The 12949-nt window shown below is 76.3% G+C and carries 6 protein-coding genes; 5 read left to right on the forward strand and 1 reads right to left on the reverse strand.

Translation table 11 applies throughout. The features are described from left to right. The first annotated feature begins 163 nt into the window (after nt 1-163). The 5 genes from AC5JJ1_RS09240 to AC5JJ1_RS09260 are packed head-to-tail and all read left to right on the forward strand — an operon-like array spanning nt 164 to nt 12130. Complete coding sequence (locus tag AC5JJ1_RS09240) at nt 164-1444, forward strand: glycosyltransferase family 4 protein (RefSeq protein WP_495784822.1); 1281 nt, start codon at nt 164-166, stop codon at nt 1442-1444. Next, entirely contained in the window at nt 1441-8715 is a 7275-nt protein-coding gene (locus AC5JJ1_RS09245; RefSeq protein WP_495784823.1) for an SDR family NAD(P)-dependent oxidoreductase, read from the forward strand. Before AC5JJ1_RS09240 ends, AC5JJ1_RS09245 begins: the two co-directional genes overlap by 4 nt. After that, nucleotides 8712-10031 (forward strand): aminotransferase class I/II-fold pyridoxal phosphate-dependent enzyme, encoded by a 1320-nt coding sequence (locus AC5JJ1_RS09250; protein ID WP_495784824.1) that lies wholly within the window; start codon nt 8712-8714, stop codon nt 10029-10031. The genes AC5JJ1_RS09245 and AC5JJ1_RS09250 overlap by 4 nt, the downstream gene beginning before the upstream one ends. A gap of 5 nt (nt 10032-10036) precedes the next feature. Beyond that, on the forward strand, nt 10037-10798 hold the full coding sequence (locus AC5JJ1_RS09255) for a formyl transferase (RefSeq protein WP_495784825.1): 762 nt from the start codon (nt 10037-10039) through the stop codon (nt 10796-10798). A 60-nt stretch (nt 10799-10858) separates the two neighbouring features. Continuing rightward, a complete protein-coding gene (locus AC5JJ1_RS09260) occupies nt 10859-12130 on the forward strand; it encodes a capsule polysaccharide biogenesis protein (RefSeq protein WP_495784826.1) in 1272 nt (423 codons plus the stop codon). Here AC5JJ1_RS09260 and AC5JJ1_RS09265 read toward each other — a convergent pair. Next, a complete protein-coding gene (locus AC5JJ1_RS09265) occupies nt 12099-12929 on the reverse strand; it encodes an aldo/keto reductase (RefSeq protein WP_495784827.1) in 831 nt (276 codons plus the stop codon). The genes AC5JJ1_RS09260 and AC5JJ1_RS09265 overlap by 32 nt on opposite strands. Nucleotides 12930-12949 lie beyond the last annotated feature (20 nt).

Here is a 12949-nt window from a genome sequence, read left to right on the forward strand (position 1 = left end):
GCGGACGCCTTCCGTAACCTAGGGTAGATAATGCTGCACCGCAGCTTAATATTATGGAGACGGAATGGTCTAGATCGGGCATGATGGCCATCGAACGCCAGCCATAAGCCGGGCAGGAGCCTAGACCGGCCCGCTGTCCAACCTCGTCGCAGGCGGAAAAGTTTTGTATACTATCCTCGATGTTTCCCGCCTGGTCTCCTGCGTCCGGCGCAGTTCCCCCTCCGGCATCGACCGCGTCGAGATGGCCTATGCCAAGCGGTGGCTGGACGAGCCTGCGGCCTCCTGCAGCTTCGCGGCGCAAAGCGTCTGGGGCTGGTTCGGCCTGATTCCCCGCCGCCTGGTCGCAGCACTCGTCGAGGCGCTGGACCTGACCTGGATGCGAGGCGCGGAGGCCGAGGGGGCCCTCGGCCGTGCCCGCCGAATCGCCGCCGGCCTCCATGCCCGCCTCGCCCTCGGCGCCGGCCGTGCCGCGCTGAAGGCCCGGCTCGCAGCGCACCGCCATGTCGCCTTCCTGCTGGTGTCGCACCGCTCGCTCGAGAGCGAGGCGCCGATCGCCGCCCTCCGCCGCGCCGGCGCCCGCTTCGTCCCCCTGATCCACGACCTGATTCCGCTGACGCATCCCGAGTATTCGCGCAGCCGCCAGGTGGCGCATCACGCGGCGCGGGTGGCGACGACGGCGGCGCAGGCGGACGGGATCATCGTCAACTCCGCCTTCACTGCCTCGACCCTGCTGCCGCGGCTGGCGCAGCATGGCCGCGCGGCGCCGCCGCTCGCCATAGCCCCGCTCGGCGTCGACCTGCCGCAGGCGCCGCCCGCGCTGCTGCCGGCGGAGCCCTATTTCGTCTGCCTCGGCACCATCGAACCGCGGAAGAACCACCTGCTGCTGCTGCATGTCTGGCGCGAGATGGCGGCCAGGGCTCAGCGCGGCGCCCCGCCGCCGAAGCTGCTCCTGCTCGGCCGCCGCGGCTGGGAGAACGAGAATGTCGTCGACCTGCTCGAACGATGCGAGCTGCTGCGCGGCGTGGTGCAGGAGCTCGGCACCCCGTCCGATGCCGAGGTCGCCCGCCTGGTCGCCGGCGCCACTGCCCTGCTCTTCCCGAGCTTCGTGGAGGGCTATGGCCTGCCGGTCGCCGAGGCGCTCGCGCTCGGCACGCCGGTGATCTGCTCCGACACCGCCCCACTCCGCGAGGTCGGCGGCGCCGCGCCCGACTATCTCGACCCCCTCGACGGCCCCGCCTGGATGGCGCTGATCGAGACCTATGCGGCGCCGGCCTCGACCGCGCGCGCCGCCCAGTGCGCCCGGATGCGGTCCTGGTCGCGGCCGCTCTGGAGCGAGCATTTCGCCCAGGTCGACGCCCTGCTCGACCAGGTCGTCGGCCTGCCCCGTCCCGCCCACCAGCCGCTCCCCCAATCCCTGCCCAGCCGGGAGCCGAGCCTGGCATGACCGGGCCTGCGGAGCCGAAGGCCCGGCGCCGCCCGGACGGCGCCATCGCCATCCTGGGCGCTGCCTGCCGCCTGCCCGGCGCCCCCGACCTCGACGCCTTCTGGAGCCTGCTGGCCGAGGGGTGCGACGCCGTCACCGGCATCCCCGCCGAGCGCTTCACCCAGGGCGCCTTCGCCCATTCCCGCCGCGGCGAGCCGGGCAAGTCCTACAGCTTCGCCGCCGGCGTGCTCGATGACGTCACCGGCTTCGATGCCGGCGCCTTCGGCATCTCCCCGCGCGAGGCGGCGGAGATGGACCCCCAGCAGCGCCTCCTCCTCGAGCTGGGCGCCGAGGCCCTGGAGGATGCCGGCATCCCCGCCTCGCGCCTGGCCGGCAGCGGCACCGGCATCTTCATCGGCGGCTCGCTGACCGATTACGGCGACCTCCGCCTCACCGACCCGGCAGGCGGCGACCGCTACTTCATGACCGGCAGCGCGCTGTCGATCCTGGCCAACCGGCTTGGCAACGTCTTCGACCTGCGCGGCCCGGCCCAGACCATCGACACCGCCTGCTCCTCCGCGCTCGTCGCGCTGCACTGGGCCTGCGAGGCGCTGCGCGCCGGCCGCATCCCCGCGGCGCTGGTCGGCGGGGTGAACATGCTGCTCTCGCCCTTCCCCTTCCTCGGCTTCGCTCGGGCGGGGATGCTGTCGCCCACCGGCCGCTGCCATGCCTTCGACGCCAGCGCCGACGGCTATGTCCGCGCCGAGGGCGGCGGCATGGTGCTGCTGAAGCGCCTCGAGGATGCGCTGGCCGATGGCGACGCGGTCCGCGCCGTCATCCTCGGCTCCGGCGTCAACGCCGCCGGCCGCACCCTTGGCCTGTCGCTCCCGAGCGGCCCGGCCCAGGCCCGGCTGATCGAGCAGGTCCTGTCCGAATCGGGCGTCGCGCCGGATCGCATCGGCTATTTCGAGGCGCATGGCACAGGCACCGCCGCCGGGGACCCGCTGGAGGCCGGTGCGATCGGCGCCGCCATCGGGCGCCACCGGGCGGAGCCGCTGCCGATCGGCTCGGCCAAAACCAATATCGGCCATACCGAGCCCGCCGCCGGCATCGTCGGCCTGCTGAAGGCCATGCTGATGCTGGAGCGGGGCCGCATCCCCCCCTCGCTCCACTTCGAGTCGCCGAACCCGCATATCGACTTCGCCGGCCTCGGCCTCCGCGTGCCGGTGACGGCGGAGCCGCTCCGCGGCCGCCGCCGCGCGGTGATCGGGGTGAACAGCTTCGGCTTCGGCGGCACCAATGCCTGCGCCCTGCTCGCCGCCGGGCCCCCGGCCCAGCACCGGCCCGAGCCCGCGGCGCCGAAGGCCCCGCTGCCGCCGCTGCTGCTTTCCGCCCGCAGCGCGGCCGGGCTGAAGGCGCTGGCGGCCCGGTGGCAGGCCCGGCTCGCCGCCACACCGTCCCGCGGCCTGCCCGCACTGCTGCGCGGCGCCGCCCGCCACCGCGACCTGCTGCCGCACCGCCTCGCCCTGCGCGGCGCCGAGCCGGCGCGCCTTGCCGAGGGCCTCGCCGCCTGGCGGGCTGGCGAGCAGGGCGCCGCCGCCGGCACCGCCGGCCCGCAGCGCGGCATCGCCTTCGTCTTCAGCGGCAACGGCGCCCCTTGGCCCGGCATGGCCCAGGGCGCGCTCGCCGCCAGCCCTGCCTTCCGCGCCGCCATCGCCGAGGCCGATGCGGCCCTCGCCCCGCTGCTTGGCTGGTCCGTCGCCGAGCAGGTCGAGGCCGGCGTCAGCGCCGAGGCGGTCGCGGCGACCGACCGCGCCCAGCCGCTGCTCTTCGCCATCCAGCACGGGGTCGTCGCGGCGCTGGCGGCGGAGGGCATCCGCCCGGATCTCTGCCTCGGCCATTCGGTCGGCGAGATCGCCGCCGCCGCCGCCGCCGGCCTGCTGCCCCTGCCCGAGGCCGCTCGCCTGGTCGTCGCCCGCAGCCGCCACCAGCAGGCGAGGCGCGGCCAGGGCCGCATGGCCGCGCTCGGCTGCACGGCCGAGGCGGCGCTGCCGGTCCTCGCCGAATGCGGGCCCGGACTTGAGGTCGCCGCGATCAACGCGCCCGCCGCGATCACCGTCGCCGGGCCGGTGGATGCGCTGCACCGGCTCTCCCGGGCCGCAGCCGCGCGGCGCTGGAGCTACATCGGCCTCGACCTGGACTACGCCTTCCACAGCGCGGCGATGGACCCGCTGCGCGACGGGCTGCTCGCAGACCTCGCTGGCCTCGCGCCCGCCGCGCCCGCGGTGCCGATGATCTCGACGGTCACCGGCGAGCCGCTCGCCGCCGCCGACTGCACCCCCGCCCATTGGTGGCGCAACCTGCGGGAGCCGGTGCTGTTCCGCCAGGCCGTCGAGGCGGCCCTCCGCCGCGGCCCCGGCCTCCTCCTCGAGATCGGCCCGACCCCGATCCTGCAGAGCTACCTCCGCGACACGCTGCGCCAGGCCGGCGGCGAGGCCGCCATCCTCGGCAGCCTCACCCGGCGCGACCCGGCGGGCGACCCGTTTCCGGCCATCGCTGACCGTGCCTTCGTGCTCGGCGCCGATCCCAGGGGTGGCCCGGCCTTCGCCGGACCCGCCGCGCGGCGCGGCCTGCCGCTCACGCCCTTCGACCGGCAGCACTACTGGCTTGCCAAGACGGCGGAATCGACACCGATCGTGCAGCCGCTGGCGGAGCACCGGCTGCTGGGCTACCGCCGCACGCACGAGCCCAGCCTCTGGACCCGGCATCTCGACACCGAGCTGGAGCCCTGGCTCGCCGACCACCGCCTTGCGGGTCAGCCGGTGCTGCCCGCCGCGGCGATGGCGGAGATGGCGCTGGCCGCCGCCCTCGCCTGGCACCCGGAGGCGCCGGCGCTGGAGCTGCGCGACCTGACGATCCACCAGGCGATGCCGCTGGAGGCCGAGCCGTCGCGCGAGGTCCGGGCGACGCTCGATTCCGCCGGCGCCTTCACGCTGGCCAGCCGCCGGCGCTTCGACGACGCCTGGACGCTGCATGCCGATGCGCGCGTCGCCGCCCTCCCACGCCTGCCGGAGGCCGCCGCCGAGCCCGCCGCCCTGCCCCGCCGCCTCGAGCGCGCGACGCTGCTGGCCCTCGCCTCCCGGCTCGGCCTCGATTACGGCCCCGCCTTCCAGGCGCTGGAGGAGGTGGCGGTCGATCCCGAGGCCGGCCTCGCCCGCGCCCGGCTGGTCCGTCCCACGGCGGCGCCGCCCGATGCCGGCTTCCTGCTCCACCCGGCCCGGCTCGACGGCGCGCTGCAGGGCCTGCTCGGCCTCCTCGCCGAGGCGCCGGCCGAGCCCGGCACCGGCCTCGTCCCCGTCTGCATCGCCCGGCTGGTGCTGCGCCGTGGCGCCGCGGCCCCGGCCTCCGCCGCCATCCGCCTCACCGAGCGCGGCAGCCGCAGCGTCGCCGCCGACCTCGTCCTGCGCGACGCGACCGGGGGCGTGGTCGCCGTGCTGGAGGGCTGCAGCTTCCTCCGCATCCGCCTGCCCGGCCGGCAGGACCCGCTCGAAGGCGCCTTCCGCATGGCGCTGCTGCCGGCGCCCGGCGGCGATCCGGCCGAGCCGCCCGACCTCGCCGCCCCGCTCGCCGCGGCGTTGCGGCAGGATGCGGCGCTCGATCTGGGCGAGGCCGCGCTGCTGCTGGAGGGCTTCTGCGCCGCCGCCGCCCATGCCGCGCTCGCCGCCGCCCCGGCCATCGGCCCCTATGCCCGCCTGCTGCTCGAGGCGCTGGCCGCGGACGGGCTTGCCGAGGAAGGCCCGCTCGGCCTGCAACCCGTCCCGGCGTCCGACCTGCCCCCGGCGGCCGAGATCTGGCGGCAGGTGCTGCTGGAGCAGCCCGACCTCGCACAGGACCTCGCCTGGGCGGCGCTGGCGGCGGAGCAGCTGCCCCAGGTCCTTGCCCATCGCTTGGCCGGCGAGGCCGGGGCGCTGCCGCCGCCACAATCCGCCGGCTATGAGCGGCTCGCCAGGGTCCTCGCCGAGGCGGTCGCCGGGTTCGCCGCCGCCTGGCCGGCCGGCCGGCCGCTCCGGGTGCTGGAGGTCGCAGCCGGCGCCGGGCCGCTCACGGCGCATCTGCTGCGGGCGCTGGCCGGCTGCGGCCGGCGCGTGCTGCTGACCGCGGCGCCGCTGCCGGGCCAGCCGCCGATGCCGCTGCCGCAGGTGCCGGATGGCATCGAATTCGCCGTCCGGCCCTGGGACCCGGAGGGCCGGGAGGCGCCGCCCGCGGCCGACCTGGTGGTCGGGCTGGCCGCCGGCGCACGGCTGCAGCGCGGGACCGGGCTGCTCGGGCCGCTGCGCCAGGCTGCCGCGCCGGGCGCGACCCTCCTGCTCGCCGAGCCGCTGCCCGGCTGGCTCTGGAATTTCTGCTGCGGCCAGGAGCCGGGCTGGTGCGGCGCCGCCCCCCTTGCCCCGGCCGCCGCCTGGGCCGCTGCGCTCCCCGCCGAGGGCTGGACCGCCCCGTTCGTCGAGCCGCTGCGCGCCGCCCCGTTCCCGGCGCTGCTGGTCGGCGGCCGCGCCGCCGCCGGCGCCACGCTGCTCGCCACGCCGAAGCTCCGCCGCGTCGCCCTCTTCGCCGATGCCGCCATGGCGGGGCTGCGCCCGGCGGTGGCCGCCGCGCTGCAATCCCGCGGCGCCACCGTCACCGGCGGCAGCCTCGCCGAGGCCGCGGCGCTGCCGCCGCAGGCGCTGGCCGACGGGCTGGTGGTGGCGCTGGCCGGCGGCGGCCGGGCAGCGGAGGACATCGCCGCCTCCCTCGCCGCCCTCGCCCGGCTCGCCGCCGCCGCCGAGGGCAGCGCGGCTGGCTTCTGCATCGTCACCCAGGGCGGCCAGCAGCCGGAGGCGCCCGGCATGCGGCACGACCCGGCCGCCGCCGCCCTCTTCGCCCTCGGTCGGGTGCTGGCCAACGAGCATCCCGGCCTGCGCCCGCGGCGCATCGACCTCGCGCCCCAGCTCGCCCCGGAGCAGGCGGGCCGCCGCCTGGCCGCCGAGCTGCTGACCGAGCTGGATGACGAGGCCGAGGTCACCCTCACCGAAGCCGCCCGGCTGGTCCCCCGCCTGCGCCCCGGGCTGCCGCCCGCCCCGCCGCCCGGCGGCCCGCAGCGGCTGGAGATCGGCCAGACCGGCCAGCTCGGCAGCCTGCGCTGGGCCGGCTTCGCCCCCGGCGCCCCCGGCCCGGGCGAGGTAGTGCTGCGCATCGAGGCGGCCGGGCTCAATTTCCGCGACGTGATGTGGGCGCAGGGCCTGCTGCCGGAGGAGGCGCTGCTGCCCGGCTTCGCCGGCCCCAACCTCGGCATGGAATGCGCCGGGGTGGTGGAGGCGGTGGGCGAGGGCGTAGCGCTCCGCCCTGGCCAGCGCGTGGTTGGCGTGGCGCCGGCGGCGCTCGCCAGCCATGCCCGGACGCGCGCCGAGGCGCTGGTGCCGATGCACGACGGGCTCGACCCGGCCGCCGCCGCCACCATCCCAGTCGCCTTCATGACCGCCGTGCATGCGCTGGAGGACCTCGCCCGGATCGAGCCCGGCGAGCGCGTGCTGATCCATGGCGGCAGCGGTGCCGTCGGCCTCGCCGCGCTGCAGGTGGCGCTGGCCCGCGGCGCCCGCGTCGCCGCCAGCGCCGGCAGCCCCTCCCGCCGTGCCTTCCTCCGCGCCGCCGGGGCGGAGCTGGTGCTCGACAGCCGCGATGCCGGCTTCGCCGACGCGCTTCGCGCCGCCTGGCCGGACGGGGTCGACGTGGTGCTGAACTCGCTGGCCGGCGCGGCGATGGAGCGCTCGCTCGGCCTGCTGCGCCCCTTCGGCCGCTTCCTCGAGCTCGGCAAGCGCGACTTCGCCGAGGGCAGCCGCGTCGCGCTCCGCCCGCTTCGCCGCAACGCCACCTATTTCGCCGTCGATGTCGACGAGCTGGCCCGTGCCCGGCCCGCCCAGGCGGCGCGGCTGCTGGCCGGTATCGCCGCCCGGCTGCGGGAGGGCGCGATCCGCCCGCTGCCCGCCGCCATCCATGCGGCGTCGGAGGTGGAGGCCGCCTTCCGTGCGCTGCAGGCCGGCGGCCATATCGGCAAGCTGGTCATCCGCCCGCCGGCGCCTGGCGGCGAAGCCGCCGCCGCCTCGCCGCTCGCCCGGGCGGCGGAGGGCACCATCCTCGTCATCGGCGGCACCCAGGGCTTCGGCCTGGCGACGGCGCGCTGGCTGGCGGAGCGGGGGGCCCGGCACCTCGCCCTCCTCTCCCGCCGCGGCGCGGCGACGCCGGGGGCGGATGCGGCGCTCCGCGACCTCGCCGCGCGCGGCGCCACCGCCTCGCTCCATGCCTGCGACGCCACCGATGCCGGCGCGCTGGAGCGGACGCTCGCCGAGATCCGCGCCGCCTTCCCGCCGATCCGCGGCATCGTCCATGCCGCGGCCGTCCTCGGCGACGGCGCGGCGGCGCTGCTCGAGCCGGCCCGCGCCGCGCCGGTGCTGACGGCGAAGCTCGCCATCGCCGACCATCTCGACCGGCTGACCGCCGACGATCCGCTGGACCTGTTCCTGATGTACTCCTCCGCCACCGTCGTCATCGGCAATCCCGGCCAGGCCGCCTATGTCGCCGCCAATGCCGCGCTCGAGGCGCTGGCGCGCCGCCGCCGCGCCGCCCGCCGCCCGGCCATGGCCATCGGCTGGGGGCCGATCGCCGATGCCGGCATGCTGGCCGGGGATGCCGCTCGGGCGGAGATCCTGGAGCGCCGCCTCGGCGTGGTCGCGGTCCGGGCGGAGGAGGCGCTCGCCGCCTTGCCCGCCCTGCTCGCCGCCGATGCCGCCACCGCCGGCCACGCCCGCATCGCTTGGTCGGCCGCGGGCCGGGCGCTGGCCATCCTGGCCGAGCCGGCCTTCGAGGCGGTCCGCAGCCTCGCCGCCCCGGTCGAGGATGCGGCCGACCTCCGCGCCCGGCTGCGCGGGCTGGAAGGGGCGGAGGCGCTCGCCCTGCTGCGCGAGACCATGGCAGGCGAGCTGGCCCGCATCCTCCGCCTGCCGGCGCAGTCCATCGGGGCCGAGGCGCCGCTCGCCGGGCTCGGGCTCGACAGCCTCGGCGGGATGGAGCTGCGGACGGCGCTGGAGGGGCGTCTCGGCGTCGCCGTGGGGCTGGATGGGGTGGGCGACGGCCTGACCCTCGACGGCCTGGCCCGGCGCATCCTGACCCGGCTGCAGGCCGGGCCGCGGGAGGACAGCGGCGCGGCACTGCTCGCCGCGCATGAGCCGGAGGCCGCGAGGCTGGAGGATGCGGCATGAGCACCGGCTTCGGCCTCAGCGCCAGCGCCCGCAACGCCCTGCTCAGCCGCCTTGCCCGGCGCGGCGCCGCCCCGGCCGCGCCGGCGCCGGCCGAATCGCCGGGCCGCGACCTCGGCACCCTGCCGGGGATGCGGGATTTCGAGACCATCCGCGATGCTGGCGCCGCGCTCGGCATCGAGAGCCCCTTCTTCCGCCAGCATGACGGCGTGGCCGGCGGCCGCAGCAGCATCGGCGGGCGCGCTTACGTCAACTTCGCCTCCTACAACTACTGCGGCCTGAACGGCGACCCGCGCGTCGCCGCGGCGGCCAAGGCGGCGATCGACCGCTACGGCGTCTCCGCCTCCGCCTCCCGCCTCGCCTCGGGCGAGCGGCCGGTCCATGCCGAGCTGGAAGCGGCGCTCGCGGCGCATCACCGGACCGAGGCCTGCCTCACCTTCGTCAGCGGGCATGCGACGAACGTCACCGTCATCGGCCAGCTTCTGGGCCCGCGCGACCTGATCCTGCACGACCGGCTGATCCACAACTCGGTCGCCGAGGGAGCCAGGCTGAGTGGCGCCCGGCGCATCGCCTTCGCCCATAACGACTGGGAGGCGGCGGAGCGGGAGCTTGCCGCGCATCGCGGCCGGCATGGGCGGGCCCTGATGGTGATCGAGGGCCATTACAGCATGGACGGCGACCTGCCCGATCTCGGCCGCTTCGCCGCGCTCGCCCGCCGCCATGACGCGCTGCTGATGGTGGACGAGGCGCATTCCATCGGCGTCCTCGGCGCGACCGGGCAGGGCGTCGCCGAGCAATGCGGCGTCGACCCCGGCCTCGTCGACATCTGGATGGGGACGCTGTCGAAGACGCTTTCCGCTTGCGGCGGCTACATCGCCGGCCGGATGCGGCTGGTGGACTGGCTGCGGCATACGGCGCCGGGCTTCGTCTATTCGGTCGGGCTAGCGCCGCCGCTCGCCGCCGCGGGGCTCGAGTCGCTCCGGCTGCTGCAGGCGGAGCCCTGGCGGGTGTCGCGGCTGCAGGCCAACGCGGCGCTCTTCCTCCGCCTGGCGCGGGAGGCGGGGTTCGATACCGGCAGCTCCGCCGGGCTCGGCATCGTGCCGATCATCCTCGGCAGCTCCGTGCGGACGGCGCAGCTGGCGGCGGCCGCCTTCGAGGACGGGGTGAATGTCCAGCCGATCGTCTTCCCCGTGGTGCCGGAGGGCTCGGCGCGGCTGCGCTTCTTCCTCTCCTCGGAGCACGCGGCCGAGGAGATCGAGCGCAGCATCGCCACCCTCGCCGCGGCCCGCGACGGCCTGGCGGCGCTGAAGGCCTCCTGAGCGGCTTGCGCATCGCCCTTTTCACCCTGGAGAGCGCCCTCAGCGCCGAGGCGGTGGAGGCCTTCCTCGGGGCCTGGGGCAAGGCGGTGGTGCTGGTCGGCCGGTCCAGCCCCTTCCGCCCGGCAGTGGGCGGGGCGCTGCGCCAGGCCTGGCGGCACCTCCGCCGCTCGGGGCCGCGGCTGCTGCCCTATCTCGCGGTGAACTACGCGCTGCGCCCGGCGCCGGGCCGGCTGGCCGGGCGGGGCGTGCCGGTCGTCGAGGTCGCCGACGTGAACGGGCCGGCGATGGCGGCGGCCATCCGCGCCGCGCGGCCGGACCTGCTGGTCTCCCTCCATTTCGATCAGATCTTCCGCGCCGAGACGCTGGCGCTGGCGCCGCGGGGCGGGATCAACCTGCATCCCTCGCTGCTGCCGCGGCACCGCGGGCCGGTGCCGACGATCTGGGCCCTGGCGGAGCCGGAGCCCCGCTTCGGCGTCACCGTGCACCGGCTGGTGCCGCGGATCGATGCCGGCGCCATCCTCGCTCAGCGGGAGGTGGCGCTGCCGCCGGGTACCACCGCCAGCGCCGCCGCCCGCGCCCTGCACCTGGCCGGCGTGCCGCTGCTGGCCGAGGCCATCGCCCGGCCCGGGGCGGGGCGGGAGGCGGCGCCCCTGCCCTATTGCCCCTTCCCGCCGCCCGGCCTGCTGCGCGGCCTGGCACGGCAAGGGCGGCGGCTGGCCGATGGCGAGGACCTCCGCCGCGCGCTGCGCCTCGCCCGGCAGCAGTAAGTTACAGAATCGTATTCAATAGCTTGACCTCTCATGCTCCCGTTGCGAAAGGGCCCGGGCATGGCCGCCTCTCCAGACCAGACCGCGCCGGGAATGCGCCGCTTCCTCTTCCTCCAGGGGCCGATCAGCCCCTTCTTCGCGGAGGTCGCGACCGGGCTCCGGGCGTTTGGGCATGAGGCCTGGCGGATCAATCTCTGCCTCGGCGACCGGCTGTTCTGGCAGGGGCCGGGGGCAGTCGACTTCCGCGGGCGGCTGGCGGAATGGCCGGCCTTCCTCGGCGCCTTCTGCGAGCGGCACGGCATCACCGACCTTGTCCTGCTCGGCGAGCAGCGGCCCTACCACAAGCCGGCCATCGCCATCGCCCGGGCGCGGGGGATCGCCGTCGCGGTGACGGATTTCGGCTATCTGCGGCCGGACTGGGTGACGCTCGAGCGCGACGGCATGGGCGCCGAGAGCCGCTTTCCGCGCGACCCGGCGGCGATCCGCGCGCTCGCCGCCCACTGCCCGCCGGCCGACCTCAACCAGCACCACCGCGACAGCTTCGCCGCCCAGGCCCGGTGGGACGTGCTGTTCCACCTGGCCTCGCTGCTGCCCTTCCCCTTCCCGCACTACGAGAGCTTCCTGCTGCACGCACCGGTCCCGGCCTATCTCGCCACCGGCCTCCGCCTGCTGCTGCGGCGGCGCGAGACGCGGGCGGCGGCGGCGGCGCTCGGGCAGGCGGCGGCGCCCGGCGTGCCGCTCTACCTCTTCGCCATGCAGATGGAGACCGACTACTCCATCCGCGCCTATTCCCGCTTCCCCGACATGGACGCCGCCATTGCCGAGACGGTGGCCAGCTTCGCCCGCCACGCGCCGCCCGAGGCGCGGCTGCTGGTGAAGGTCCACCCGCTCGATCCCGGGCTGAAGGCCTGGGCGCGGCGCGTCCGGCGGATCGCCGCGGCGCATGGGGTGGCGGGCCGCGTCACCTATCTCGGTGGGGCGCTGCCGATGGAGGGGGTGATCGCCCGCTGCCGCGGCACGGTGACCGTGAACAGCACCGTCGGGGTGAAGGCGGTCGCCCTGGGCTGCGCCACCCTGCCGCTCGGCCAGGCGATCTACGACGTGCCGGGCCTCGCCTGGCAGGGCGGCCTCGACCGCTTCTGGCAGGAGGCGCCGCCGCCCGATCCGGACCTCGCCGAGGCCTTCATCCGGGCGCTGGCCGCCAGCCTGCATGTGCGCGGCTGCTATTATGCGCGGCCGGGGCTGGACGCGGCCGTCGCCGGCGCCGTCCAGCGGCTGCATCTCGGCGTGCTGAACGCGCCTATAGCATGGCCAGGGACCGTTTCCGCTTAGGCGGCTGGAAGGCGGCATCGAGCGCCGCCAGATCCTCCGGTGCGAGGCGAAGCTCGCCGGCGGCGGCGTTCAGCCGCACATGCTCGGCATCCGCCGCCTTCGGGATGCTGATGACGCCGCCCTGCCGCAGCGTCCAGGCGATCGCCACCTGGGCCGGCGTCGCGCCGAGCCGCCTCGCCACGCCCTGCAGGGCCGGGTGCCGCAGCAGCGCGCCGCCCTGGCCGACCGGGCTGTAGGCCATCACCGGCATCCCCCGCTGCCGGCAGAAGGGCAGCAGGTCGAACTCGATCCCACGGTTCTCGAGGTTGTAGAGCACTTGGTCCGTCGCGCAGCCGGCCAGCGCCGGGCCGAGCTCCTCCAGATCCGCGACGTCGAGGTTGGAGACACCCCATCGGCGGATTTTCCCAAGCTGCCGCATCCGTTCCATCGCCTCGACCGTATCCTCGAGGGGCACGGAGCCCCGCCAGTGCAGCAGGTAGAGGTCGAGGGCGTCGGTCCGCAGGCGCTTCAGGCTGCGCTCCAGCGCCGCCTCCAGCATCCGGCCGCCAGCATTGTGAGGATAGACCTTGGAGACGAGGAAGACATCGCTGCGCCGCCCGGCGATGGCCTCGGCCACCACCTCCTCGGCACCGCCCTCGGCATACATCTCGGCGGTGTCGATCAGGCTCATGCCGAGATCGAGGCCGAGGCGGAGCGCATCCGCCTCCCGCCGCCGGTCGGTGCCCCGCTCGCCCATGTTCCAGGTGCCCTGGCCGAGCGCCGGGACCTCCGTGCCGTCCGCCAGCGTGATCGCTGCCATTCCGTCCCTCCGCTTCCCGG

Source organism: Belnapia sp., from assembly GCF_059504005.1.

Coding starts and splice junctions, on each gene's coding strand:
- AC5JJ1_RS09245 (WP_495784823.1), top strand. CDS start 1,441: ATGACCGGGCCTGCGGAGCCGAAGGCCCGGCGCCGCCCGGACGGCGCC.
- AC5JJ1_RS09265 (WP_495784827.1), bottom strand. CDS start 12,929: ATGGCAGCGATCACGCTGGCGGACGGCACGGAGGTCCCGGCGCTCGGC.
- AC5JJ1_RS09260 (WP_495784826.1), top strand. CDS start 10,859: ATGGCCGCCTCTCCAGACCAGACCGCGCCGGGAATGCGCCGCTTCCTC.
- AC5JJ1_RS09250 (WP_495784824.1), top strand. CDS start 8,712: ATGAGCACCGGCTTCGGCCTCAGCGCCAGCGCCCGCAACGCCCTGCTC.